The sequence below is a fragment of the Sulfitobacter sp. EhC04 genome (assembly GCF_001650875.1).
In the GTDB taxonomy this organism is placed as follows: domain Bacteria; phylum Pseudomonadota; class Alphaproteobacteria; order Rhodobacterales; family Rhodobacteraceae; genus Sulfitobacter.
Map to the genome: position 1 here is coordinate 269162 of NZ_LXYI01000009.1, position 24068 is coordinate 293229.

General features: G+C 63.8%; 25 protein-coding genes. 7 read left to right on the forward strand and 18 right to left on the reverse strand.

Features of this window, described 5'->3' with window-relative positions; translation table 11 throughout:
• Positions 1–121: 121 nt before the first annotated feature.
• The 7 genes from dnaG to A8B82_RS05635 all read right to left on the reverse strand — a co-directional run bounded on the left by dnaG (position 122) and on the right by A8B82_RS05635 (position 9346).
• A complete protein-coding gene (gene dnaG, locus A8B82_RS05600; protein ID WP_067289269.1) occupies positions 122–2092 on the reverse strand; it encodes a DNA primase in 1971 nt (656 codons plus the stop codon).
• A gap of 248 nt (positions 2093–2340) precedes the next feature.
• Positions 2341–2643 (reverse strand): hypothetical protein, encoded by a 303-nt coding sequence (locus tag A8B82_RS05610; protein WP_067289274.1) that lies wholly within the window; start codon positions 2641–2643, stop codon positions 2341–2343.
• 30 nt (positions 2644–2673) lie between these two features.
• On the reverse strand, positions 2674–3216 hold the full coding sequence (locus A8B82_RS05615) for a sarcosine oxidase subunit gamma (RefSeq protein WP_067289275.1): 543 nt from the start codon (positions 3214–3216) through the stop codon (positions 2674–2676).
• Positions 3209–6142, reverse strand: coding sequence for a sarcosine oxidase subunit alpha family protein (locus A8B82_RS05620; RefSeq protein WP_067289278.1), 2934 nt, complete (start codon positions 6140–6142; stop codon positions 3209–3211). Before A8B82_RS05620 ends, A8B82_RS05615 begins: the two co-directional genes overlap by 8 nt.
• Positions 6139–6411 carry a sarcosine oxidase subunit delta gene (locus tag A8B82_RS05625; RefSeq protein WP_067289280.1) on the reverse strand — a complete coding sequence of 91 codons (273 nt, stop codon included), beginning with the start codon at positions 6409–6411 and terminating at the stop codon, positions 6139–6141. The genes A8B82_RS05620 and A8B82_RS05625 overlap by 4 nt, the downstream gene beginning before the upstream one ends.
• A 93-nt stretch (positions 6412–6504) precedes the next feature.
• Positions 6505–7758 carry a sarcosine oxidase subunit beta family protein gene (locus A8B82_RS05630; RefSeq protein WP_067289283.1) on the reverse strand — a complete coding sequence of 418 codons (1254 nt, stop codon included), beginning with the start codon at positions 7756–7758 and terminating at the stop codon, positions 6505–6507.
• Positions 7759–7915: 157 nt separating this feature from the next.
• Positions 7916–9346 (reverse strand): Glu/Leu/Phe/Val family dehydrogenase, encoded by a 1431-nt coding sequence (locus A8B82_RS05635; RefSeq protein ID WP_067289535.1) that lies wholly within the window; start codon positions 9344–9346, stop codon positions 7916–7918.
• A 345-nt stretch (positions 9347–9691) separates the two neighbouring features.
• On the opposite strand from A8B82_RS05635, the gene A8B82_RS05640 reads away from it, so the two are divergent.
• The 3 genes from A8B82_RS05640 to A8B82_RS05650 are packed head-to-tail and all read left to right on the forward strand — an operon-like array spanning position 9692 to position 12257.
• Complete coding sequence (locus A8B82_RS05640; protein WP_067289285.1) at positions 9692–11149, forward strand: Tad domain-containing protein; 1458 nt, start codon at positions 9692–9694, stop codon at positions 11147–11149.
• Positions 11146–11685, forward strand: a complete 540-nt coding sequence (locus tag A8B82_RS05645) for a TadE/TadG family type IV pilus assembly protein (protein ID WP_067289287.1) — start codon at positions 11146–11148, stop codon at positions 11683–11685. The genes A8B82_RS05640 and A8B82_RS05645 overlap by 4 nt, the downstream gene beginning before the upstream one ends.
• The gene (locus A8B82_RS05650) at positions 11682–12257 is read left to right on the forward strand and encodes a TadE/TadG family type IV pilus assembly protein (protein ID WP_235604622.1); all 576 of its coding nucleotides are present in this window, start codon (positions 11682–11684) and stop codon (positions 12255–12257) included. Before A8B82_RS05645 ends, A8B82_RS05650 begins: the two co-directional genes overlap by 4 nt.
• 43 nt (positions 12258–12300) lie before the next feature.
• On the opposite strand, the gene A8B82_RS05655 is transcribed toward A8B82_RS05650, so the two are convergent.
• The 5 genes from A8B82_RS05655 to A8B82_RS05675 form a co-directional block, all read right to left on the reverse strand.
• A complete protein-coding gene (locus A8B82_RS05655) occupies positions 12301–12792 on the reverse strand; it encodes a hypothetical protein (RefSeq protein WP_067289290.1) in 492 nt (163 codons plus the stop codon).
• 414 nt (positions 12793–13206) lie between these two features.
• A complete protein-coding gene (locus A8B82_RS05660; protein WP_067289291.1) occupies positions 13207–13728 on the reverse strand; it encodes a periplasmic heavy metal sensor in 522 nt (173 codons plus the stop codon).
• Positions 13729–13731: 3 nt separating this feature from the next.
• Positions 13732–14076, reverse strand: coding sequence for a hypothetical protein (locus A8B82_RS05665; protein WP_067289294.1), 345 nt, complete (start codon positions 14074–14076; stop codon positions 13732–13734).
• Positions 14073–14654: an RNA polymerase sigma factor gene (locus A8B82_RS05670; RefSeq protein ID WP_067289297.1), complete on the reverse strand. Its 582-nt coding sequence runs from the start codon at positions 14652–14654 to the stop codon at positions 14073–14075. The genes A8B82_RS05665 and A8B82_RS05670 overlap by 4 nt, the downstream gene beginning before the upstream one ends.
• Positions 14655–14709: 55 nt before the next feature.
• Positions 14710–15270 (reverse strand): EF-hand domain-containing protein, encoded by a 561-nt coding sequence (locus A8B82_RS05675; protein ID WP_067289302.1) that lies wholly within the window; start codon positions 15268–15270, stop codon positions 14710–14712.
• A 201-nt stretch (positions 15271–15471) separates the two neighbouring features.
• Between A8B82_RS05675 and A8B82_RS05680 the strand changes: the two genes are divergently transcribed.
• Positions 15472–15873, forward strand: coding sequence for a DUF983 domain-containing protein (locus A8B82_RS05680; protein ID WP_067289305.1), 402 nt, complete (start codon positions 15472–15474; stop codon positions 15871–15873).
• 35 nt (positions 15874–15908) lie between these two features.
• Complete coding sequence (locus A8B82_RS05685) at positions 15909–16604, forward strand: NUDIX hydrolase (RefSeq protein ID WP_067289307.1); 696 nt, start codon at positions 15909–15911, stop codon at positions 16602–16604.
• Positions 16605–16769: 165 nt separating this feature from the next.
• Here A8B82_RS05685 and A8B82_RS05690 read toward each other — a convergent pair whose 3' ends face one another.
• Together A8B82_RS05690 and A8B82_RS05695 are read right to left on the reverse strand one after the other, a co-directional pair.
• Positions 16770–17687, reverse strand: a complete 918-nt coding sequence (locus A8B82_RS05690; protein ID WP_067289309.1) for a DMT family transporter — start codon at positions 17685–17687, stop codon at positions 16770–16772.
• A gap of 14 nt (positions 17688–17701) precedes the next feature.
• Positions 17702–18655, reverse strand: coding sequence for a fatty acid desaturase (locus A8B82_RS05695; protein ID WP_235604623.1), 954 nt, complete (start codon positions 18653–18655; stop codon positions 17702–17704).
• A 107-nt stretch (positions 18656–18762) separates the two neighbouring features.
• On the opposite strand from A8B82_RS05695, the gene A8B82_RS05700 reads away from it, so the two are divergent.
• Positions 18763–19623: a helix-turn-helix domain-containing protein gene (locus tag A8B82_RS05700; RefSeq protein ID WP_067289311.1), complete on the forward strand. Its 861-nt coding sequence runs from the start codon at positions 18763–18765 to the stop codon at positions 19621–19623.
• A 314-nt stretch (positions 19624–19937) separates the two neighbouring features.
• Here the strand turns inward: A8B82_RS05700 and A8B82_RS05705 are convergent, their stop codons facing one another.
• The 4 genes from A8B82_RS05705 to A8B82_RS05715 are packed head-to-tail and all read right to left on the reverse strand — an operon-like array spanning position 19938 to position 22976.
• Complete coding sequence (locus A8B82_RS05705) at positions 19938–21410, reverse strand: carnitine 3-dehydrogenase (RefSeq protein WP_067289314.1); 1473 nt, start codon at positions 21408–21410, stop codon at positions 19938–19940.
• The gene (locus A8B82_RS24145; RefSeq protein ID WP_161489425.1) at positions 21407–21580 is read right to left on the reverse strand and encodes a hypothetical protein; all 174 of its coding nucleotides are present in this window, start codon (positions 21578–21580) and stop codon (positions 21407–21409) included. Before A8B82_RS24145 ends, A8B82_RS05705 begins: the two co-directional genes overlap by 4 nt.
• Entirely contained in the window at positions 21577–22068 is a 492-nt protein-coding gene (locus tag A8B82_RS05710) for a hypothetical protein (RefSeq protein ID WP_082899154.1), read from the reverse strand. The genes A8B82_RS24145 and A8B82_RS05710 overlap by 4 nt, the downstream gene beginning before the upstream one ends.
• Positions 22065–22976, reverse strand: a complete 912-nt coding sequence (locus A8B82_RS05715; protein ID WP_067289325.1) for a 3-keto-5-aminohexanoate cleavage protein — start codon at positions 22974–22976, stop codon at positions 22065–22067. The genes A8B82_RS05710 and A8B82_RS05715 overlap by 4 nt, the downstream gene beginning before the upstream one ends.
• 81 nt (positions 22977–23057) lie before the next feature.
• On the opposite strand from A8B82_RS05715, the gene A8B82_RS05720 reads away from it, so the two are divergent.
• Positions 23058–24005 carry a GlxA family transcriptional regulator gene (locus A8B82_RS05720; protein WP_067289549.1) on the forward strand — a complete coding sequence of 316 codons (948 nt, stop codon included), beginning with the start codon at positions 23058–23060 and terminating at the stop codon, positions 24003–24005.
• The last annotated feature ends 63 nt before the right edge of the window (positions 24006–24068 follow it).

Below are 24068 nucleotides of genomic sequence, written 5' to 3' on the forward strand. Positions count from 1 at the left end.
TCCAGCGCGGTTGCGCGAATCAGTGTGAGTGATTCGGTTGTCGCGAATCATGCGGGGTTTGCGGTGATTCTTAAACCCGTTGTACTGCTTTTTCCCAAAGACCCTGCCAAAAGGTCACTTTTCAGCTTCGGCCCTTGGGTTTCTCATAGGTAATGTTCTCAAGCAGCGCGTCCAGCGCGCTGCGTTCATCGCGGGACATCCGTGCGCCGTTCTCGCCCACCTCGTATTCCGCCTTGTCTTCCTGCCCCGACCGCGTCGCCTGATCAGCGCTGCGCACAGCCTCGCTCAACCGCCAGGTCAGGCCCTCGTCTGCGGTGCCTGCCATGTCTTCCTCGGCCTCGGCGATTTCCGCGCTCAGCCCCCGCGCCGCTTCCAGCTTGGCCAGTTCCTCGGCCACGGTCATGGTGGCCATCTCGGTGTTGCCCGGATTGCGGATACAGGGGGTGATGGCGACATGGCGCTGTGCGGTCAGGTTTTCAAGGGCATCCGGCCCCAGTGCGCTGGAAATTTTTTCGCGCAACACGGCAGCACCCTGCCCCGCGTGACGCAGAATCATGTCGCGCATCACCGCATGGTCGCGGTCGCGGCAAGGCATGCTTTCAAGGCCGCTTTCGAAATTCTCGGCGATCTCGGGGCAGCCCAGGATGGCGGCAAGGATCACCGCCTCGCGCAGGTGATGGGCAACATGGTTGTCGCCGCCCACCAGCACCGACGCCTTGGTGCTGGGCAAAGGTGCCAGCGGCGGTGCCTGCCACTTGCCGCCCGGTCGCACCACCTGACCGCGTGCGCCGGTCCGTGCCCCGGAACCGGGCCGGAAAAGTTGCCAGCGCAGGTCCTTTATTTCCTGCCCGTAGTGGCTGCGGATCGACGGGTCCCTGATCAGCTTGATCTTCTCGCGCAGGGACTTGTCCAGCGCCGCCTTGCGCTCGGGGCTGTCAAACACCCGACCCTCGGTTTCACGCTGCCACAAAAGGCGCACCATCGGGACAGCCTGGTCGATCAGCTTCTGAAACGCGCCCGCTCCGGCTGATTTCAGCAAATCATCCGGGTCCTGCCCCTCCGGCATCATGGCAAAGCGCAGCGACTGGCCCGCCTCAAGCAAGGGCAGCGCAAGGTCGATCAGGCGCAGCGCCGCGCGCTGGCCCGCGGTATCGCCGTCCAGCGTGATGATCGGTTCCGGGTCGATCCGCCAGAGCATCTGCAACTGGTTTTCCGTGATCGCGGTGCCCAGGGGGGCCACTGCCGCCTCGAACCCCGCGCCATGCAGGGCAATCACATCCATATAGCCTTCGGCCACCAGCAGCGGCTGCCCCTTGCCCGCCGCCGTCCGCGCATCGCGCACGTTGTAAAGGCTGCGGCCCTTGTCGAACAATTCGGTCTCGGGCGAATTGAGGTATTTGGCATTGTCGTTCGGGTCCATCGCGCGGCCGCCAAAGGCAATCGCACGCCCCCGCGCATCGCGGATCGGGAACATGATGCGCCCGCGAAAGGTGTCATAGGGTTTGCCGCCCTTGGACGATGGCTTGGCCAGCCCCGCATCCAGGATCATCTGGTCCGACACGCCCTTGCCGGTCAGCGCGTCCCACAGCCCTTGCCAGCTGTCCGGCGCAAAGCCGATTTCCCAATGGTCGAGCGCCTTTTCCTCCAGCCCCCGCCGCGCCAGATAGGTCCGCGCCTCCGCCGCAGCACCGGTCTGCAATTGCAGGCGGAACCAGCGCACCGCCAGTTCCATGACCTCGGCCAGATCGCTGCGCTTGTCCGCCTTTTCGGCGGCTCTGGGGTCGCGTGCAGGCATCGGCATGCCCGCCTCCCGCGCGAGGATCTCCACCGCCTCCATGAAGCCGACATTCTCCGTCTCGCGCACGAAAGAGATCGCATCCCCCTTGGCGTGACAGCCAAAGCAGTAATAAAACCCCTTGCGGTCATCGACGTGAAAGCTGGCGGATTTTTCCTGATGGAACGGGCAAGGTGCCCACATGTCGCCCTTGCCCTGATTGGACTTGCGCTGATCCCACATGACTTTGCGGCCGACGACCTGAGACAGGCTCGCTCGGCTGCGCAATTCGTCCAGGAATCCGGGTGGCAGGCTCATACCATATCCTAGGTCGTGTTGACACTCATTGTCGACCACCCGTTTCAGTCCAAAATTGCTCAGTTCCAGGCAAGAGAACGCAGGAATAGCCAGCTATTTCAAGCTCTCTTAACGCAGAAATGGGCAATTTTGGCGAAACCCCTTCGGGGCGCGCCCGGCATCGTCCAGCGGGCGCAGTGGCAGCACATTAACAGGTTCACATTTCGGCAGCCCGTTCAGGCTCGCCATTCAGGCTGACCGGTCGGAAGTCACTGTGCCAGGCACATCTCTTTCCATGCCGCCGACAGGTCCTTTGCCTTCACCTCACGCATCTTCATCTCATAGACCCAGGGGGTCACCAGCGTGATGGCGGTATTGTAGCGGTCGGGCCATGTCGCATTGGCAGCCACATGCGCAGGCACCTTGCGTTCGCCCACCCGGTCAATCCGCGCCTTCTGAACAGCGGCCACCACCGCGGCCTGATGCCCGCAATCGGTTTCCTTCTTGCTGGCCGCCATCGCCGGGCCGCAGAGCGCTGCAACAACCGCTGAAACCACGAAATACTTTACCATTGGGCTACTCCACTCATGTGCCGCCCCGCCTTAACCGCGCGCGGCCACCGCTTCCATCGCTGTTTTCATATCATGCACCAATGTGGCTGCCATCGACCGAAAGACAAGGATCATGAAGCTATCCGCCCCGGTTTTCGTGATCGACGCCGACATGTGGTAAAGCTGCGTGCGCGAGGTATGGCCGCGTTTGAACGTCCCGTCGCGCAGGTCCACCGGGACCAGCCGCGCCAGCACGGCCACGGCGCCTGGCCCTTTCAACTGCACCACGGCCCAGGCGTCGGACTGGTCCACAACAGCGGCATGACGGCCAAGCGCCGGATCGGGCGCAGGGCCCATCAGCAGCGCCGTGTCGCGCCCGAACCAGATGCAACGCGCGCCTTCCTTGCCACGCGCCCGCAACGGCGCGGGCCAGCCCAGCCCATGCGCCTTTTCCAGTGCCGCGCCCAATGCCGCCGCATCGCCCAAAGGTGTCAGCGAGGTCAGCACCCCCGCCGCCACCTCCGTAAGCTGCGCCTCTCCGATGCTCAGCGGCAGCAGCCCGTCACAGGGGGTTTTCGCTGTCAATTCAACCACGCACCCGCTCCCCTTCACGATCAAGAAACACCGGATGGCAGATCTCCACATCCGCCTCCAGCCCGCGCAGATGATCCACCATGCGGATCACCTCGCCTTCACGGGCCATGCCGCGCCTGACGAAACCCAGCCCGACCATATGCCCCAGATCGGGCGAGAACCCGACCGAGGTGACATAGCCCTGATCGTTCTCGCGCACCGCCTCTGCGCCAGCATCGAACAGATGCGCGCCCGCGCTGATCTGCCTGACCGCGCCCACAGGCTTCAGCCCCACCAGTTGCTCGCGCGCCTCCTCCACCAGACCGGGCCGCGCTGCCATGGTCTTGCCGATGCAATCCTTTTTGGCCGACACCATCCGCCCCATGCCGATGTCAAATGCCGTGGTGCGCCCGTGGATTTCCGAATGGGTAATGAACCCCTTCTCGATCCTCAGCACGTTCAACGCCTCCATTCCGTAAGCCCCGCCGCCCAACGCCTCGGCGCGCTTGACCAGCAGGTCGAACAGGCTCGCCCCGAAACGCGCAGGCACCGCCACCTCATAGGCATGTTCGCCCGAGAAAGAGATGCGAAAGAGCCGCCCTTGAACCCCGGAAACCTCGACCGGGCCGCAGGCCATGAAAGGCCAGCTTTCGCCGTCGATTTCGGCACCCAGCAGGCCATTCAGCAGTTCGCGCGACTTTGGCCCGGCCACGGCAAACTGCGCCCATTGTTCGGTGACCGAGGTAAAGGCGACCTGCCATTCGGGGTGCAGACACTGGCTCACGAAGTCCAGATGCCGCATCACCTGCCCCGCCGCTGCCGTGGTGGTGGTCATCACATAATGCGTCTCCCCCAGCCGCGCGGTGGTGCCATCATCCATCACATGGCCATCCTCGCGCAGCATCAGACCATAGCGCACCCGCCCGACCGGCAGCGTCGAAAACATGTTGGTATAGACGAAATCCAGCAGCTTCGCCGCATCCGGCCCCTGAATGTCGATCTTGCCCAGGGTGGAGACATCGCAAACCCCCACCGCCTTGCGGACATAGCCCACCTCCCGGTCACAGGATTGTCGCCAGTTGGTCTCCCCCGCTTTGGGAAAATAGCTGGGCCGATACCACAGCCCCGCTTCGATCATCGGTGCCCCCATCGCCACTGACGCCCTGTGCGAGGTGGTAAAACGCTGCGGCGCAAACCCCTTGCCCTGCGCCCCTGCCCCCATCGCGGCAATCGCCACCGGCACATAGGGCGGCCGAAACGTCGTGGTCCCCGTCTCAGGTATCCCTCGCCCGGTGGCATCCGCCAGGACCGCCAGCGCGGCCACGTTCGAATTCTTGCCCTGATCCGTCGCCATGCCCTGCGTCGTGTACCGCTTCATATGCTCGACCGAGCGGAAGTTCTCCACCGCCGCCTGTTTCACATCCTTGACCGACACGTCGTTCTGGAAATCGAGCCAGGCACGCCCCTTGCCCGCCACCGCCCAAAGCGGCTCCATTGCGTAAGCTCCATCCTCGGCGCGCGGCACATCCACTGAACCGGCCTTCTTGCCCAGCGCCGACAGCGCCTCGCCCGCCGCATCGACGCCAGCCTTCAGACAGGCATGGGTCGAGAACACGCCATTGCAGGCCCCCGCCGCGATCATCCCCGGCACCGCATCCGGCACCGGCACAAAAGCCTGAATCGCGGCGTCCCACCGGGGCCGCCCATTCATGTGGCAGGTCAGATGCACGGTGGGGTTCCACCCCCCCGACATCGCCAGACAATCGGTCTGGATCGCCTGCTCGCCGCTGGCCGTCCGAATGGTGATCGCCTCCAGCTCCTTGCGACCCGCCGCATTGCAGACCTGCGCGCCGGTGTAGAACGGAAACTCCGCCCCCTCGACCAGCACATCGGCGCGGCTGTCGATCAGGGCCGCGACATGCACCCCCGCCGCCGCCAGATCGCGCGCGGTGCGGTGGGCATCGTCGTTGTTGCCAAAGACCGTCACATGTTTGCCGGGGCTCACCCCCCAGCGGTTCAGATAGGCCCGCACCGCTCCGGCGGTCATCACACCGGGGCGGTCGTTGTTCTGGAAGGCCACGGGTCGTTCCAGCGCCCCTGCCGCCAGAATGCTGCGGCGCGCGTGGATGCGCCAGAAGGTCTCCAGCGGCACTCCCTCGCGCCGCGCGGCATGGTGGTTCACCCGCTCCAGCGCGCCATACATGCCGCCGTCATAGGCTCCGGTGACAGTGGTACGCGTCATCAGCCGCACATTCGGCATGGCAGAAAGCTCCGCCACAATGCCCATGGCCCAGGCATGACCCGGCTGATCGCCGATCACCCCGGTCTCGGCGTTCAGCCGCCCGCCCATACGCGCATCCTCATCCGCCAGGATCACATCCGCCCCGGCGCGTGCCGCCGTCAGCGCCGCCATCAGGCCCGTGGGCCCGGCCCCGATTACCAGCAGATCGCAGAACGCATAGGCGCGCTCGTACCGGTCGGGATCATGCTTGCCACTCAGCGCCCCCAGACCGGCCGCGCGCCGGATGATCGGCTCATAGACCGCTTCCCAGAACTTCGCGGGCCACATGAAGGTCTTGTAATAGAACCCCGCCCCCAGAAAAGGCGCGGCCAGATCGTTCACCGCCATCACGTCGAAGTCGAGCGAGGGCCAGGCATTCTGGCTGCGCACCTCCAGCCCGTCATAAATCTCCTGCACGGTTGCACGCAGATTGGGGTCCGCCTGCGCGCCCCTGCCGACGGTGATCAGCGCATTCGGCTCCTCCGAACCTGCCGTCAGCACGCCACGCGGGCGGTGGTACTTGAACGACCGCCCCATCAGCTTCTGATCATTGGCCAGCAGGGCAGAGGCAACGGTATCGCCCTCGAATCCATCATAGGACCGCCCGTCAAAACGAAAGGTGACCGGCCTGGCCCGGTCGATCAGCCCCTTGCCCGCGATCCTCATGCGCCCGCCTCCTTGACGTCGGCGGCCAGCGCCACCTTGGATATCTCGTGGCTGACCGTGTCCCGCGTCACCACCAGCCAGGCCGAACATCCCGCCTCGTGATGCCACAGCTCCCTTGTCTGTCCCGCCGGATTGTCGCGCAGATGCACATAATCGTCCCAGGCCGCCTCACCGGCGTCCGGCGCAGGTCGCGCAAGGGCCACCGCAGCGCCCTGATAGTAGAATTCACGCATGTCGCGTGATCCGCACAAGGGGCAGTCGATCCTCATGTCGTCCTCTCCGACAGGGTGCCAACACCCCGTTTCATTGTTCCCAAAATACACGCCACAACGCCCACCACGGGCGCGCGGCCGGCGTGGGGCTCAGTGAAGGTTATGCTGCGCACCGGTGCCCTCCTCGTCCATCAACCCGGCGCCGGTGCGAAACCGGTCCAGCCGGAACTTCGCCGCCGGCGCGTGGTGCTCTCCCGTTGCCATCAGATGCGCAAAGGAAAAGCCCGAGCCCGGCACCGCCTTGAAGCCGCCGTAACACCAGCCGCAATCTATGAACAAACCCTCGGTATCGGTCTTGTCGATGATCGGGCTGCCATCGGGTGTCATGTCCATGATCCCGCCCCAGGACCGCAACACCCTGGCCTTGCCGATCATCGGCATCAGGGTCATCCCCGCCTCCATCACATGTTCCATCATCGGCATGTTGCCGCGCTGCGCGTAGGAGGCGTAGAAATCCAGATCGCCGCCAAAGACCAGCCCGCCCTTGTCGGACTGACTGATATAGAAATGGCCCATGCCAAAGCTGACCACATGGTCGATCACCGGTTTCACCCCTTCGCTGACAAAGGCCTGCAGGACATGGCTTTCGATCGGCAGGCGCATGCCGGCCATCGCGGCCACCTGGCCCGAGCGGCCCGCCACCACGATGCCGACCTTCCTGGCCCGGATCGGCCCGCGCGTGGTCTGCACGCCGCGCACCTTGCCGTTCTCGATGTCGATTCCGGTGACTTCACATTGCTGGATCAGGTCCACCCCGCGCTGGTCTGCACCGCGCGCAAAGCCCCAGGCCACCGCGTCATGTCGCGCCGTCCCCCCGCGCGGATGCAGCAGCCCGCCGTAGATCGGAAAGCGGCCATTGTCGAAGTCGAGATAGGGCAGATACCGGCGCACGCCCTCGCGGTCCAGCAGCACCGCGTCATCGCCCTGGTTGATCATCGCATTGCCGCGCCGGGCAAAGGCATCGCGCTGACCGTCGGAATGAAACAGGTTGATCAGCCCGCGCTGCGAATGCATCGCGTTGTAGTTCAGGTCTTTCTCCATCCCCTCCCACAGCTTCAGCGAATGGGAATAGAACTCCGAATTGCCCTGCAGAAAGTAGTTGGCGCGCACGATTGTGGTGTTGCGGCCCACGTTGCCGCCGCCGAGGTAGCCCTTTTCAAGCACCGCGATATTGGTCATGCCGTGGTTCTTGGCCAGGTAATAGGCGGTCGACAGGCCGTGCCCGCCGCCACCAATGATCACGGCATCATATTCCGGCTTGGGTTCCGGATCGCGCCAGTGCGGCGTCCAGCCCTTGTTGCCGGTCAGCCCCTCGCGCAGCACGCGCCATCCTGAAAACCGCATCGAAAACTCCCCTTGCCTGGACCGGAGTGAACCAAGTCCCGTCCAGAGGTGCAATGCCCTCCGACCAGATGCACGGTGCTTTTCGACAGAAAGTGTTTCAGGGGCGACCATATGGCCAAGTTACGGGCCATATGGTCGCCCCGAGGCGGCGCGGCCGTCAGATGCCCTTGGCCCGGTAACTGGCCGCGACCTTGCCGATTGCACAGATATAGGCCGCCGTGCGCAGGTCATCCACGTCGTCGCGGCCATGCCAGACCTCCGCCATGGACTGATAGGCGGTCTGCATCGTGTCATCGAGGCCGGAACGGACAAGTTCAAGCTCGCCTGCGCCGCGCAGGTACTTGTCCTTGAAATTCGGGCTCAACTGCCAGCCGATGCCGCTGTCCGCGCTCAGCCGCTCCAGCTCGTCCACAACCAGCTGGTGACGCGCTTCTTCCTGGCGGCGCTGCATCCGGCCAAACCGGATATGGCTGAGGTTCTTGACCCATTCGAAGTAGGACACCGTCACACCGCCCGCGTTGGCATACATGTCGGGAATGATGACCGTTCCCTTCTTGCGCAGGATCTCATCCGCGCCCGCCGTGACCGGTCCGTTCGCCGCTTCCACGATCAGAGGCGCGCGGATCCGGTCTGCGTTGGACAGGTTGATCACCCCTTCCATTGCCGCCGGGATCAGAACTTCGCATTCCGCCTCCAGCAGCTTGGCACCGTCAGGATCAAGCGGCGCTTTGGGGTAGCCCTTGATCGTGCCATGTTTGGTGATCCACTGATGCACCTGCTCCACGTCCAGCCCCTTGTCGTCGAACAGCGCACCATCGCGTTCGATGATCGCGGTGATCAGACAGCCATCCTCCTCGCTCAGGAACTTGGCCGCGTGATACCCCACGTTGCCCAGACCCTGCACCACCACGCGCTTGCCATCCAGCTCGCCGGTCAGACCGGCCAGCTTCATGCCCTTGGGATCGCGGAAAAACGCGTGCAAGGCATATTGCACGCCGCGCCCCGTGGCCTCTGTCCGGCCCTGGATACCGCCCGCATGGGTCGGTTTGCCGGTCACGCAGGCCACGCCGTTGATATCGGTGGTGTTCATCCGCTTGTACTGGTCCGCGATCCAGGCCATCTCGCGCTCGCCCGTGCCCATGTCGGGGGCCGGCACGTTCTGCGCCGGGTTGATCAGGTCGCGTTTGATCAGCTCATAGGCAAAGCGGCGTGTGATCAGCTCAAGCTCGTGTTCGTCGTATTCGCGCGGGTCGATGCACAACCCGCCCTTGGATCCGCCAAACGGTGCCTCGACCAGCGAGCATTTATAGGTCATCAGCGCCGCCAGCGCCTCGACCTCGTCCTGGTTGACGCCCAGCGAATATCGAATGCCACCCTTGACCGGCTCCATATGTTCGGAATGGACGGAGCGGTAGCCGGTAAAGGTATGGATCTTGCCCCGCAGCCGCACGCCGAAGCGGACTGTGTAGGTCGCATTGCAAACCCTGATCTTCTCCTCAAGCCCCGGCGAAAGGTCCATCAGCGCCACCGCGCGGGTGTACATCAAATCAACGCTTTCGCGAAAGCTTGGCTCATTGGATGGGGTCATCGTCATCTCCAGTCATTTCAGTCTGGCCTCAAGAGCGACTCATCACGGCCGCATCCCGGCAATCCCACCCTAAGGCCGGTTTTTTCAAAGTGCGACCAGATTGAGCACATCTGCCCGAATCCCTGCCGGAATGTGCGATTCGCCACCTCAAATGGCTCAGCGTCTACGGATCGGAAACAAACACCGAAATCCCCTCCAATTGATCATAAATTCATGAATAATAAGCAGTTTTTAGGCACTTTCCCGCCTAATTTCCGCCACGTTGGCCGATCACAACGGGACAACGGCAAAGTCTGCCCGAAGTCCGGCACGCAAAATGTGTCTCGGTAGAAAAGGTTAACAAATATGAAACGTATGACACGTGAAAATCGCCTGACAGCCGGGGACCTGTTGGCACTCTCTCGCCATTTCTCAAAGACGGAAGACGGCTCAATCACCATCTTCGCCTGCTTCATGGTCGTGATCATGATGATGATCGGCGGGATCGGTGTGGACATGATGCGCCACGAAATGGAACGCACGCGCCTTCAGGCCGTGTCAGACCGCGCCGTGCTGGCCGCCGCCGACCTGGACCAGACCCTGGACCCCGAAGCGGTGGTGCGGGACTACTTTGCCAAATCCGGCATGGCCGATTATGTCTCGGCGGTCAATGTCGACGAGGGGCTGAACTACCGCACCGTGACGGTGGACGCCACCAACACGATCAAGACACAGTTCATGGATACCCTCGGGGTGGAAAACCTCTCGGTGCCCGCCTACGCCAAGGCCGAAGAGAAAATCCAGAAGGTCGAGATTTCGCTTGTGGTCGATATCTCCGGCTCGATGAACAACAACAACAAGATGCAGAACCTCAAGAACGCCGCGGGCGTCTTTGTGGATACCGTGCTGAAGCCGGAGAACGAAGACCTGATATCGGTCTCGCTCATACCCTATTCGGAACATGTGAACGCAGGACCGGGCATCTTCGACCAGCTCAACGTCAACCAGGTTCACCCCTGGTCCCATTGTGTGGAAATTCCGGACAGTGAATTCAGCAGTGCCAACTTCGATATCAACCGCAGCTACGATCAGATGCAGCATTTCCAGTGGAACTCCTACTCGATCGAGAGCGGCAACCAACAGAACACACTCCACGACACGGTCTGCCCGCAAAACGGCAACCTTAACAGCCACACCTACGAAAATTACGAGGCGATCACCGCCTTCAGCCAGAATGCCGCCGCCCTCAAGGCCCAGATCAACAAGTTCAAGCCCCGGTCGGGTACGTCGATCTTCCTCGGCATGAAATGGGGCGTGGGGATGCTGCAGCCGAACTTCCGCCCGATCATCACCACATTGTCCAACTCTGGCAAGGTCGACGCTGCATTTTCCAACCGGCCGTCCGCCACGAACGATCCCGAAACGCTCAAGACCGTGATCCTGATGACCGACGGGCAGAACGACCGCTCCATGCGTATCCCGGACTGGTATTACAACTCCGACAGCGAAATCATGCACTGGAGCCGCTATAACCTCCAGTACTACATGAACCGCTACGTGAACTACTACTACCGCAGCGACTTCTACTACGAAAAGTACAACGCATCCCAGGGCGACAACCTGCTGGACAGCATCTGTGACGCCGCCAAGGAAGCGCGGATCGTGATCTGGTCCATCGGCTTCGAAGTCACCGATCACGGTGCGGACGTGATGCGCAACTGCGCCTCCTCGCCCAGCCACTTCTTCAGGGTCGAAGGTGTGGAGATCGAGGATGCCTTTGAAGCCATCGCACGCCAGATCAACCAGCTGAGGCTCACACAATGAAGACGCCTTTCTTCAGACGCCTGTTCCGGTTCCGCCGGGACGAAGAGGGCGGGATCTTTCTGGTCGAGTTCTGCATCCTGGTGCCCATCCTGTTCGGCGCGTTCATGATGGCGGTCGAAATGGGCCTCTACTCCATGCGCCAGATGTATCTCGACCGGGGCGTGGACATCGCGGTCCGCTATATCCGGCTGAGCACGAACACACCGATCGCGCACAATCAGATCAAGCAGATCGTCTGCGACAACGCGGGCTTTATCGAGGATTGCGAAAGCACCCTGCGGCTGGAAATGATCCCGCTGCTGCCCCGCGCCTTCGCCACTTTCGACCAGACGCCCGACTGCGTGGACACCTCTGCTCCGGCCACGCCGGTCCGGGGGTTCATCCTGGGCCGCGAGCACGAGATCATGATCCTGCGGGCCTGCGTCAAGTTCAAGCCGGTCTTCGCCACCACAGGTCTGGGCAAGGAGCTTGAGAAAGACGGCAGCGGACGGGCCCGACTGATCGCGGTCTCCGCCTTTGTACAGGAGCCGAAATGATGCGTGCCACCTTGCTCAAACTCCGCCTGCAATCACTCCTGCGCTGCGATTTCCTGCGCAAACAGGACGGTTCGATCTCCATCGAGGCGATGATCGTCCTGCCGGTGATGTTCTGGTCTTTCCTTGCCATGTTCTCGATCTTTGACGCGTTCCGCATGTACGGGATCAACCAGAAGGCGGCTTTCACCGTGGGCGACGCAATTTCCCGCGAGACGCTGCCGCTGGATGACGATTACCTTGACGGCGTGCACAACCTGTTCGAGTACCTGTCCTTCAGCGAAGGCAAATCCGCGATGCGGGTCAGCTCGATCTGGTTCGACGAGGACAACAACCGTTACCGCACCGACTGGTCCAAGACACGCGGCAACGTCACTTCATTGGCCAGCAGCGATGTGCAGAACTGGCACAACCGCCTGCCGGTGATGCCGGACAACGAACGCGTGCTGCTGGTCGAAACCTGGAGCGATTACGAACCGCCCTTCGCCACCGGCCTGGAAGAACGGGAAATCCAGAACTTCGTGTTCACGCGCCCGCGTTATGCCCCCCGCGTCTGCTGGGAATACTGCAACTAAGGCGCGCGCCGCACCACCGCACCAGATCAGACCCGCCGGACCCTCAGTCCTGCGGGTCTTTTTGCGCCAGCATCGCGGCCAGCACATCTGCCATGAACTTGGTCTGGCTGCCCGGTGTCATGCCGCCGACGCCCACCCGGCGGCCCATGCGCCACCACAGGCCGGGCCGCCAGCGGCGGCTGTCGCCCTCGCTCAGTTTGAGCAGGAAGCCGTTGGACGGTTTGAAGGCAAAGAACCCCCGGTCGATCCCGGTGATCTGATCGACCTGCGCGATCACAGTGCCATCCGCATCGCGCAGGACCAGCGGCGTCAGTTCCAGCTTGCTGGCCGTCGCGCGCCGCATGGCGCCTGCAACCCAAAGCGATCCTGCACCGACAACGATGAGGAAAACCTGCCAGTGCAGGGCGGGCGCACGCATGAACCCCATGTAGATCAGCAGGAACCCAAGCAACCCCAGGCACCCGATCCCCATGGCGCGCCGCCCGACAGAGGCCTGCACGGTGGCCAATACTTCGGTGCTGTCATCAAAGTTCATGGGCGCTCCTTCGGCTTTGGTTCTGCCTACAGCGTTTCGGGGTAAACCTGAAACATCGCAGATCACTTTTCGCGTTCGACCGAAGGGAGAGGCAGCGCACAAGTGATCCAAGTGTATCCCGAAACGCTTTAAGGTATTTGCGGCGCGTTGCAATCGGAAAGCGGAAGCGGGGGAGAAAGCGGATTTGGCGGCCAATGTGCACCGGCATCCCGTATCCCTTTGTACAAACGCAAAAGATGACATGTCATTTTTGACATGTCATCTTTTCGACAGATCGCCAAACAAGGTCTCGCCATGCAGGCGCAGCTATGGCGCAACATTCAGACGGTTCGCGCGTCAACCCAATCAATCGCGCGCCAACATGCCCAATCGCATCCAAGGCCCGTCACGCCGCCCCCCGGACCGGCCTGCCCCTCACTCTGCCATCTCAGGTTCCGCGCGCGGCTTCTTTCCGCGTTTGCCGGGTCTGCGCGTCAGCTCCTCCGCAACCCGGTCGGCATAGGCCGCCCGTTCTTGCGGAGACATCGCCGACACCTCGGCCAGCCAGGCGCCTTCCGCCGCAGTCTGAAGCCCCAGCGCGACGCGCCCCTGTTCGCGCAGGACAGCCTCGACCGCTGCGGCGTCAAACGGCTCTGTGCGCAGCGCGGCAAGCACCCGGTCATACAGCGCGCGCCGCTCTGACCGGCTGGGCATCCCGCTGCCGGATCTGCGCAAATCACGGAACATGGCGCGCCGCACCTCGCGCGGCAGAGCCCTGACATAGGGCGATCCATAGCTGCGCGCGCCCGGACCGTCGGCATGCTCCCTTGCGCCCGGCCCGCCCGCATGGCGGTAAACCGCCCCGGCCATCAACCCGATGAAAATCAGGTTCAGCGCCAGCGACGCCACCAGAACCCAACGCGACCAGCGCCTTGCAGGTTTGCCTGTGTTATCCATCCATCAACCCTCTTCGATGTCCCATCCAAAACCGGACAAATCCGGCGCAGTTTCATCGGCCATGACCTGCTGACCCAGGATCTGATCGGCCAGGTCCGGCATCCCCTCGGGCGGCGCCACGCCCAGCCAGAACCCAACGCAGGTCGCCGTCACCAGCCCGCCCAGTCCCGGCAGACCCCCCAACATCCGCCACCATCCGCGCATCCGGTTTCCGGCACTGGACGGTTGCAGACGCCGGGCATCCTCAATGACCCGCGCAAGCACCCGGTCGGGCAATGCAGGCGGATGCGACCGCGCCTCGGCAAAGAGCGCCTCCAGCACGTCGTCACTGTGTTCTGACTTAGTCATGTTTCATACCCCAATGCCTCTTTCTGACCGGCCAATGCAGCCACCAGCCCCCGCTTGCCCCGTGCCGTCAGGCTTTCCACGGCCTCGACCCCGATATCGAGGATCTGCGCGATCTCGGGGTTGGCCAGCCCCTCGATGTGCCGCAATACCACCGCCTGCCGCTGCCGGTCCGGCAGGCTTTGCAATGCGGCCTGCAAGGCATCGGCCCTTGCGCGTTGCTGCAACAGCTGTGCTGCGTCCGGGCGCGGGTCCGCGGGCTCGGCCACATCTTCCAGTGGCACCGACCGGCGCTTGCGCAGCCGGTCCGTACACAGGTTGGCCACCACCCGGTAACACCAGGTGCTGACCTTCGCCTCGCCCGCCCGCCAGTCCGGCGCGATCTTCCACAGGCGCAGCAAGGCCTCCTGCGTCACATCCTCGGCCTCATGCCCGTCGCCCAGCACCCGCACCGCATGGGCAAAAAGCCGGGGCGCCAATTGTGACGCCAGCACGCGCGCCGCCGCAGCGTCACCGCCAGCATAGCGCGCCAGCAGCAAGGCCTCCGCATCAGAGGCGGGATCGGGCGGGAAATGATGCATACTCTCAGGGGTTAGCCCGACCGGGCCCGCCAGACAAGCAGGCCCGGTTCGCATCTCAGCCCTTGTCGCCGTGATGACGCTTGCCGCCATGCCCGCGCATCTTGCCGAACTCCTCGGCGCTCAGCGCACCGTCACCATCCGCATCCAGCCGTTCGAACATCCTGGCCGGATCGCGCCGCGCGGTCATCTCTTCAAGGCTCAGCTTGCCGTCCTTGTCGCTGTCCATACGGTCCATCATCCGGGCCTGCCATTTGCCGCTCCGCCCCTTGCCTGCGCGGCCCTCGCCACCTGCGGCAAGCTCCTGCGCGTTCAAGGCACCATCGCCGTCGGTGTCCAGCTCCTTGACCATCCGGGCCGAGCGTTCAAGCCGCATCGCGTCACGCGCCGCCGACATTTCCTCGGGTGTCAGAAAGCCGTCGCCATCTGTATCTGTCGCCGCGAAACGGGCTGCGGCATGTGCGGCGATTTCCTCTTGGGTGATGGACCCGTTGCCATCGGCGTCAATGTCGCCGAACATTCCGGCGCGGTCGCCGGTCCGTGCGCTTGCGCCTGCAACCGCAGCCACCACGATCGTCGTGCTGAGGGCAACCAACTGGACTTTTGCTCGAAGTTTCATGTGATCTCTCCATTGTTCCCACGCCCCTTTGTGCGGCGCGATACCCCTCTAACGGGGCGGCACAAAACTTCCGTCGCCGGGCAACCGGATTTTTTTCCTCCGATCCCGACGGGCTTTGCGACACAGCGCCGCAAGGGCCACTTTCACCCTTCCATTTTTGACGCCTTGGCCACATGTAGACGCAAGATCAAGGAACGCATCATGCAACGAAACATCGACACCGCGCAGGCAGAACCCAAGGACCGCGCCCGTTGGCCCGCCATGCGCAGGGGTTGGCGCGGCAAATGCCCGAATTGTGGTTCGGGCCCCCTGCTCAAGAGCTATCTCAAGGTCAACCACGACTGTGCCGTCTGCCGCGAGGAATTCCACCATCACCGGGCCGATGACGGGCCTGCCTACCTGACCATCCTCCTTGTCGGCCATCTGATGGCCCCGACGCTGCATCTGGCCTTTGTGACCTGGCGGCCGGAGCCGCTGACCCTGTTCACGATTTTTGCGGTTGGCTGTGTCGGCCTCTCGCTCTACCTTCTGCCCAGACTGAAGGGGGCCATGATCGGCTTTCAATGGGCCAAGGGCATGGGCGGTTTCGCGTCCTCGACCTGATCTTCCCCTTCGGCAACCGATGACCGAGGGAACACATGACCATCGACAAAAGCCAGATCCGCGATGCCGCCACGGTGATCGTGCTGCGCGACAGGTTCGACGCGCCGCGCATCCTGATGGGACAGCGCGGGTCCAAGGCCGTGTTCATGCCCAACAAGTTCGTCTTTCCCGGCGGCGCGGTTGACGCAGGCGACGCCGACGTGCCCCTGGCCACCCCGCTGCCTGCCACCTGCGCCACCCGTCTGGCCGAAGACGCGGACCCGGCCCTGACCCATGCCATTGCCGTCGCCGCCATCCGCGAGCTGTGGGAGGAAACCGGCCTGATCCTGGGCCGCCCCGGCGCCTGGGACAGCCCCCCGCCCCCCGATTGGGAAAGCTTTGCCGCCACCGGCCATGTGCCGCATGCGGCCCCCTTGCAATTCACCTTCCGCGCCCTGACCCCACCGGGGCGCCCGCGCCGCTTTGACGCGCGCTTCTTCCTGGTGGATGCGGATGACATCGCCACGGATCTCGATGATTTCGATGCGGCCTGCGACGAACTCAGCCACCTGCAATGGGTCCCCCTGTCCGAGGCGCGGTCCTTTGACATGCCTTTCATCACCGAAGTCGTCATGGCCGAGGTCGAGGCCCGCGCCCGCGACCGCACCCCGCCTGCCTCGGTGCCGTTCTTCAAGAACAACGACGAGGAAACCTTGTTCATGCGTCTGCGTGGACGGCCGATGGCGGGTTAAAGCGCCCCGCCTTGAACTTGAATCGCCAATGCCCTGAGAGCACGCAGCGCGGCAGGGGATTGGCCTGAGTCAAGGATGGAGAAATTTAACCTATTGTTAATAAACAAGGTTTCGCGGCGAAACCTGCTTTTCCGGGGGCGCGGACCCTGCCCGGCATGGCCCCGGTCAGATCACCAGGACCAGCATCAGGATCGACGCCACCAGCACCGCCATTCCGGCCCATTCGCGCCTGGTGATCTTCTCATGGAAAAACAGCGTGGTCGCCGCCACGCTCAGGATCAGTTCAACCTGCCCCAGCGCCTTCACATAGGCGGCGTTCTGCAAGGTAAATGCAATGAACCAGCACAGCGATCCCCCCATCGAGGTCAGCCCGATCCACAGCGCCACGCGCCGCGCCGCCCAGACCGCCCTGATCTGCCCCGGCTCGCGCAGCCGCAGCCAGACCAGCATGATCACCGTCTGCATCACCACCACCGCCGCCAGCGTCACCGATGCGCGCAGGATCGGGTCAGCCTCAGCCACGCTCAGCGACGCACCCCGGTAGGTGACCGCCGAAATCGCGAACAAGATGCCCGAGGCGATGCCCAGTCCCGCCGCCTTGTTGCGCATGTCGCGCCAATGGAACCCGGTCACCTCCGGCCCGCCGGACAGCAGCAGCAACCCCACGATGCCCAGCGCGATGGCCGCGAAACCGGGCAGAGAGACCCCCTCGCCCAGCACGATCCAGCCCACCAGCACGGTCTGTATCACTTCGGTCTTCTTGAAGGTGATGCCGACCGCAAAATTGCGCTGTTTGAACAGCATCACCACACAGACAGTCGCCAGAATCTGCGCCGATGCGCCCGCCAAGCCATAAAGCCAGAACCCATCGCCCAAAGCCGGAAGCGGCTTGCCTGCCGCGACCAGATAGACCGCCAGCAAAAGCAGAATGAACGGGACCGAATACAGAAACCGCGAAAACGTGGCACCCGCGGCGGACAGGGTCGCCGTTGCCAGATGCTTTTGCAGCATGAACCGCACCGTCTGAAACGATGCGGCGGCAAGGGTGACGAGAATCCAAAGATCGGGCAATACAGCACTCATGCCCACCGATTAGGTCAATCCTGCGACCCGCGCCAGAGCGGATGTGCCACCGGGTCTTTCGCCGAAAAGAGATGTCGGCGGAACACTTCCGCATAGCTGCGATAGACATAGCCCTGATTGCGCCGCAGAAATCTGTCCCGCCGCGCCGCATAGACCCCCGGCAGCCTGTACCAGGGCAGCTGCGGATGCACGTGATGCACCACATGGAAATTGTTGTTCAGAAACAGCAGCGCCAGCAGCCCCCGGTCCTCGACCACGACGGTCCGGCCCGAGGCACGGGCATGGGCCTGATGCTCCAGGAACGTGCGGATCTTCAGCACGGACATGGCCCCATAGCAGCCCGCCAGATACAACCAGAGCGGCAAGGGCGACCACAGCACCACCACCAACGTCAGGACAACGCCGGGCAGATGCAGCAGCCAGTGCCGGGTCACCTCGGCATTGCCCGCCCTGATCTGGCGCAGGTCGTCGCGCAGAAACGCCACCATCCCGACCAGCGGCCCGATCAGCATCCGGCCCGCAAGGGTGTTGTTCAGCAACAGCACCCGCCGGTGCCAGCGCGGCAGCCGCTCCCAACGGTCGGGGTCCAGATAATTGCTTTCCGGATCATCATAGGGATCGGTCAGGCGGGAATCCTGGTGGTGTTCCAGATGCAGCGCCTTGAACCGCAGGTACGGCACGAACAATCCGGGCTGTATCAGGCCCAGCACCGTGCCCGCCGTTTCGGACCGGAACGGCCCCCCATGCAGAAACTCGTGGCTGAGCGAGGAATGCAGCGTCAGCGCCAGCACCAGCAGGATCAGCGACACCGCCCCCGATGTCAGCATTACCGCAACCGCCCAGATCGCAAGAACCGCCACAAACAGCCCGATCGTGGGCCATTCCCAACGCGCCATGGCCCGCAACGCGGGCCGCAGATATCGGGTGTCCGGGGTGGCGCGGTTCTGCCCAACCTCGCTCAAATGCATCGCAAGTTCCTTATGAAGTCTTTTGTCCACAAGGTGATCGCCCTTGCGTGAACAGGCCATTCCGATAATGATGAACAAAGCTTACATTCGGTGACAATAGTTAACATATGCCTGAAACAGACAACAAATCCGCTCGCGCACAGACCTTTCGCACCCGTCTTGCCCAGGCGATCCGCACCGCCGGGATCAGCCAAAGCGCGCTGGCAAGGGACATCGGCGTCGACCGCTCCACCCTGTCGCAGGCGCTGTCTGACCAGGGCGCTCGCCTGCCCGGTGCCCATGTTGTCGGTGCCTGCGCGCAGGTGCTCGGCGTCTCTTCCGACTGGCTGCTGGGCATCTCGGATCGCCCGGAATCCGCAGCCGACCTGATGTCCAACAGCGTGTCCATGTCACAGGCCCCGCGCGCCTTTGTCGATGACCAGCTTTTTGTCTGGCACCAGGAGGCGCGCGGCTACAAGATCCGCCACGTCCCCGCAGCCCTGCCCGACATGCTGAAAACCGACGACATGCTGGCCTGGGAATACGGGCCCCACCTGCGCCGCACCGCGCAACAGGCGATCAACGCCTCGCGCGACCGGCTCGACCTGATGCTCGACGCCACCTCCGAATATGAAATCGCCCTGCCGCTGTATGAACTGGAGTGTTTCGTGCGCGGCGCGGGGTACTACCGGGGCCTGCCCGCCCCTGTCCGCCTGGCGCAATGCGACCACATGATCAGGCTCACCCGGCAGCTTTACCCCCGCCTGCGGCTCTACCAGTTCGACGCCCGCAGGCTCTATTCCGCACCGATCACCATCTTCGGCCCGCTCATCGCGGTGCTTTACACCGGCGGCCACTACATGGCCTTCCGCGACCGCGCCCGGATCGACATTTTCACTCAGGATTTCGACACCCTCCTGCGCGAAGCCTCCCACACCGCGCGCGATTTCCCCGACCTGCTGAACGAGATGCGCGCCCTGATCCGATAAACCGCCTCTGGTCCGGAGCCGCCCTCGCTTGAGACCGGGACGGCACCGGGCAGACCGGCGGTCCGGCAAAATCGCCGAGGGGCCCCGCCCCGCGGGGAGACGGCTATTTTGCTGGAGGGCCGGGCGGCGCGCTGCCAGACCGGGGATCAATCGCGGGCGGCTCCGGGCCTCTGGGACGGTGAGACCCGAAGCGGCAAACCCATAATGTAACGCGCGCGCAGCGCGCTCATTTTGACAACACCCCCGGCTCTCTCACCAGTTCGGGTCGACTTTCCTCTCAATGCCCAAGACCTCAGCGGCGATCAGCACAGGTTTCACCGAGGCGCGCCAATCGCACGACCCAGCCCCTCGGGCCGGCCCAGCGCGGCATGGCCTTCGGCAAAGCGCAGCAGCGCCGCCTCGATCTCGGGCGCGGGCGCGCATGGTTTGCGGGTTTCCAGCGAGACATGCAGCAGGAAATGCTCGCCCGTCGCCAGCAGCCTGCCGCCCTCGACCATCTCATGAAACAGATGCATCTTCTTGCCTGCCCCGGCGATCACCTGGGTGCGGACCTCGATCACCGCACCGGCATGCACTTCGTCCAAATGGCGAATATGCGTCTCGGCGGTGAAATAGCTGCCGCCGGAGGCGATGTATTCCGCATCGCAGCCAATGATCTCCATAAAGCGGTCGGTGGCATCGGCAAAGGCCTGCAAATACCGCGCTTCGGTCATGTGGCCGTTGTAGTCGGTCCAGTCCAGCGGCACGGTCCGCCGCGCGGTCAGCACCGGCGCGTCGGCCGGCAAATCCTCTGCCCGCGCGCCCAGCGCCGTGCCCGCCCGCATCTGCGCCTCCTGCGCATTCAGCAGCGCACCGGCCCCCCAGTCCTGCGCCTTGAGGCCGCGCATCATGGTCACCAGATTGTTGTCGCGGATACGCTCCAGCGCCCGGATCGAATGCGCCCCCGATTGCGCGTCCGACTGGTCCGCGATCAGGTCCACCAGTTCCTCCGTGAATTCCGGCACATCCGTCAGCTTCGTCCAGGGCCATTGCAGGCAGGGCCCGAACTGCGCCATGAAATGCTTCATCCCCGCTTCGCCGCCCGCCACACGGTAGGTCTCGAACAGGCCCATCTGCGCCCAGCGGATGCCAAAGCCGTAGCGGATGGCGTTGTCGATCTCTTCCGTCGTGGCGATACCGTCCTTGACCAGCCACAGCGCCTCGCGCCAGACCGCCTCAAGAAACCGGTCGGCCACATGGGCGTCGATTTCCTTTTTCAGGTGCAGCGGGTACATGCCCAGCGAGGTCAGAATTTCCTTTGCCCGGTCCACCACGGGGCCGTCAATGCCGTTGCCCGGCACCAGTTCGACCAGCGGCAGCAGGTAGACCGGGTTGAACGGATGCACGACCATGATCTGCGCGGGCCGCGCCATGCCCCGCTGCAACTCAGACGGCTTGAAGCCCGAGGTAGAGGAGCCGATGACCGCCTGCGGGTCACAGGCCTGCTGGATTGCACCGAATGTCTTGTGCTTGATGTCCAGCCGCTCGGGCACGCTTTCCTGAATCCAGGCTGCCCCCTCGACCGCCTCATGGATGCTGTCGTGAAAGGTGATCGCCCCTTCGGCAGGCAGCGCCACGTCGGTCAGACCCGGCAAGGACCGCCGCGCATTGGCCATGACCTCGCCGATCTTGCGCGCCGCCTCCGGGTCCGGATCGAACACGCGCGCATTCCAGCCGTTCAGCGCAAACCGCGCCGCCCAGCCGCCGCCGATCACGCCGCCGCCAATAATTGCCGCTGTCTTTGTCATATGCCCATTCCCATCAGAATCACGCCTGCCAGCGCCAATCCCGCACAAAGGAATGCGCAGGTCCTGACGCTCCAGCCGAAGGGCGGTGTGTCCCGCACCCCCAATACCATGCCGCCAACCCAGAAAGCCCCAAAGGTCAGGGCCGCGACAATCAGAAGAACACCAATCATTGTGCCACACCCCGCAGTTGGCTGACGTCCCAGCCATTGAAATCAAGGATCTCGCGCGCCGCCGCGATCCGGTCGGCCCCGCCGCTGCGGCTGCGGTCGATGATCGCGGCGCGGCTGCCGTCGGCCAGCCCCACGGCGGCGGTGCGGAACCCCTCGTCGACCCACATCACCACCAGCACGTCATCGCCCGCGGTCGCCCGCAGGATGCCCGGCGCGCCGGGCAGATAGGCGCGGCTGCCGCGCGCGTCACTCTCGGAAAGCGCCCCGGTCAGGCTTTGGGTAAAGCTGACCGATGGCACGCAGGGCCCCAGGCAGGCCCGCGTCACCCAGTCGCCGGTAAAGCGCCCGGGATCGAACCGCGCGGTGCCGCCCAGCGGCGCTGTCGGGTTGCGCAGCGGCAGCGTGCCGGTGGGATAGCCCGCCTGCTTTGCCGCACAGCCCGCCAGCGCCAGAACGCCAGCCATCGCAACCCCGCAAAGATATTTCACGCCTTGGGTGCCCGTTTGGTCAGCCCCAGCCGCCTGCGCACCTCTGCCGGGGTGATCACCCGTGCGCCCATGTTCTCGATGATGGTCGCTGCCCGTTCGACAAGCTGCCAGTTCTCGGCCAACTGCCCCTTGCCCAGCCACAGGTTGTCCTCCAGCCCCACGCGCACGTTGCCCCCCGCCAGCACGGCGGCGGCGACATAGGCCATCTGGTTGCGCCCCAGTGCAAATGCCGAAAAGGTCCAGTCGTCGGGCACGTTGTTGACCATCGCCATGAAGGTATTCAGATCATCCGGTGCCCCCCAGGGCACCCCCATGCAAAGCTGCACCAGCGCAGGCGCATCCAGCACGCCGTCTTTCACCAGCTGCTTGGCGTACCACAGGTGGCCGGTGTCAAAGGCCTCGATCTCGGGTTTCACGCCAAGATGGGTCATCATCGACCCCATCGCGGTCAGCATGCCGGGCGTGTTGGTCATCACGTAATCGGCCTCGGCAAAATTCATCGTGCCGCAGTCCAGCGTGCAGATCTCGGGCAGGCATTCCGCGATGTGCTGGACCCGCTCGGAGGCGCCGATCATATCGGTGCCTTCAATCGGGGGCATCGGGCGTTCGGTGGGGCCAAAGACGATGTCGCCGCCCATGCCTGCGGTCAGGTTCAGCACCACGTCGGTCCCGGATTCGCGGATGCGCTCTGTCACCTCGCGGTAATAGGCCAGATCCCGGCTCGGCTTGCCGCTCTCGGGGTCGCGGACGTGACAATGCACGATCGCGGCCCCGGCCTTGGCCGCCGCGATGGCGCTGTCGGCGATCTGCGCGGGGCTGCGCGGCACATGCGGGCTGCGGTCCTGGGAACTGCCCGATCCGGTCACGGCGCAGGTGATGAACACCTCCTGGTTCATGGTCAGCGGCATGGAATGGCTCCTTTGTGATCTGTTGTTGCGATCATGACGGCACTTGGCAAGCAGCGCTTTGCACAATACGAAACAAGATTGATGAAATCCGCAGAAATCACCCATACCACCCTGTTGGTTCTCGACGGCTGCAACACGCTGACGCTGGCGGCGGCGGTCGATCCGCTGCGCGCGGCAAACCGGCAGGCGGGACAGCGATTGTATGAATGGCATTTTGCCACGCCCCGTGACCATCCCGTGCGCCTGACCAGCGGCCTGGAAATCCCCGCCTCACCGATCCACAAGATGCCTGTGACCGATCTTTTGATCATCGTCGCAGGCTTTGCGGTCGAGGCGCAGACCACACCGCAGCTGACCGCCAGCCTGCGCCGGATCGCGGCGCAGGGCGCGATTGTGGCCGGCATTGACGGCGGCCCCTGGGTGATGGCGCGGGCCGGAATTCTGGACGGGCACAGCGCCACCACCCATTGGGAGGACTTCGAAGGGTTTTCCCATCATTTTCCGGCAGTTGAGCTGGTAAATACCCGCTATCAGGTCAGTGGAAAACGCCTGACCTCCGCCGGGGCGGCCCCGGCACTGGAGATGATGCTGCACCTGATCGGGGACCGGCACGGCACGACGCTGGCCGGGCGCATCGCCACTGCCTTTATCTTCGACCCGGCCCCGCCGCGCCCGCAAAGCCGCGCGCAGGACCCACGCCATTCGCGGCTGACCGCCCGTGCCCAGCAGCGGATGGAGGCTGCACTGGAAACGCCCCTGCCCTTGCGGGACATCGCGGCGGCCCTTGGGGTTTCCGAGCGGGCAATGCAGCAGCAGTTCAAAGCCCATCTGGGTGTGACCCCACAGGCGCATTACCTGGCCCTGCGGCTGTCACAGGCCGAAAGGCTGGTGCGCGACACCCAACTGCCGCTGCAGGAGATCGCGCTGAACACCGGCTTTGGCTCTCCGGCCAGCTTCGCGCGGGCCTTCAGGACGCGGTTTCAGATGTCGGCCAGCCAGATGCGGCAGCAAACAGGCAAGCCAGGCTAGCCGATTTTTTCAAAAAAATCGGGCCGGAATTTTCGAAAATTCCGCCCGTTCCTTCGACAGGGC

Coding starts and splice junctions, on each gene's coding strand:
- dnaG (WP_067289269.1), bottom strand. CDS start 2,092: ATGAGCCTGCCACCCGGATTCCTGGACGAATTGCGCAGCCGAGCGAGC.
- A8B82_RS05610 (WP_067289274.1), bottom strand. CDS start 2,643: ATGGTAAAGTATTTCGTGGTTTCAGCGGTTGTTGCAGCGCTCTGCGGC.
- A8B82_RS05620 (WP_067289278.1), bottom strand. CDS start 6,142: ATGAGGATCGCGGGCAAGGGGCTGATCGACCGGGCCAGGCCGGTCACC.
- A8B82_RS05625 (WP_067289280.1), bottom strand. CDS start 6,411: ATGAGGATCGACTGCCCCTTGTGCGGATCACGCGACATGCGTGAATTC.
- A8B82_RS05630 (WP_067289283.1), bottom strand. CDS start 7,758: ATGCGGTTTTCAGGATGGCGCGTGCTGCGCGAGGGGCTGACCGGCAAC.
- A8B82_RS05635 (WP_067289535.1), bottom strand. CDS start 9,346: ATGACCCCATCCAATGAGCCAAGCTTTCGCGAAAGCGTTGATTTGATG.
- A8B82_RS05640 (WP_067289285.1), top strand. CDS start 9,692: ATGAAACGTATGACACGTGAAAATCGCCTGACAGCCGGGGACCTGTTG.
- A8B82_RS05645 (WP_067289287.1), top strand. CDS start 11,146: ATGAAGACGCCTTTCTTCAGACGCCTGTTCCGGTTCCGCCGGGACGAA.
- A8B82_RS05650 (WP_235604622.1), top strand. CDS start 11,682: ATGATGCGTGCCACCTTGCTCAAACTCCGCCTGCAATCACTCCTGCGC.
- A8B82_RS05655 (WP_067289290.1), bottom strand. CDS start 12,792: ATGAACTTTGATGACAGCACCGAAGTATTGGCCACCGTGCAGGCCTCT.
- A8B82_RS05660 (WP_067289291.1), bottom strand. CDS start 13,728: ATGGATAACACAGGCAAACCTGCAAGGCGCTGGTCGCGTTGGGTTCTG.
- A8B82_RS05665 (WP_067289294.1), bottom strand. CDS start 14,076: ATGACTAAGTCAGAACACAGTGACGACGTGCTGGAGGCGCTCTTTGCC.
- A8B82_RS05670 (WP_067289297.1), bottom strand. CDS start 14,654: ATGCATCATTTCCCGCCCGATCCCGCCTCTGATGCGGAGGCCTTGCTG.
- A8B82_RS05675 (WP_067289302.1), bottom strand. CDS start 15,270: ATGAAACTTCGAGCAAAAGTCCAGTTGGTTGCCCTCAGCACGACGATC.
- A8B82_RS05680 (WP_067289305.1), top strand. CDS start 15,472: ATGCAACGAAACATCGACACCGCGCAGGCAGAACCCAAGGACCGCGCC.
- A8B82_RS05685 (WP_067289307.1), top strand. CDS start 15,909: ATGACCATCGACAAAAGCCAGATCCGCGATGCCGCCACGGTGATCGTG.
- A8B82_RS05690 (WP_067289309.1), bottom strand. CDS start 17,687: ATGAGTGCTGTATTGCCCGATCTTTGGATTCTCGTCACCCTTGCCGCC.
- A8B82_RS05695 (WP_235604623.1), bottom strand. CDS start 18,655: ATGCATTTGAGCGAGGTTGGGCAGAACCGCGCCACCCCGGACACCCGA.
- A8B82_RS05700 (WP_067289311.1), top strand. CDS start 18,763: ATGCCTGAAACAGACAACAAATCCGCTCGCGCACAGACCTTTCGCACC.
- A8B82_RS05705 (WP_067289314.1), bottom strand. CDS start 21,410: ATGACAAAGACAGCGGCAATTATTGGCGGCGGCGTGATCGGCGGCGGC.
- A8B82_RS24145 (WP_161489425.1), bottom strand. CDS start 21,580: ATGATTGGTGTTCTTCTGATTGTCGCGGCCCTGACCTTTGGGGCTTTC.
- A8B82_RS05715 (WP_067289325.1), bottom strand. CDS start 22,976: ATGCCGCTGACCATGAACCAGGAGGTGTTCATCACCTGCGCCGTGACC.
- A8B82_RS05720 (WP_067289549.1), top strand. CDS start 23,058: ATGAAATCCGCAGAAATCACCCATACCACCCTGTTGGTTCTCGACGGC.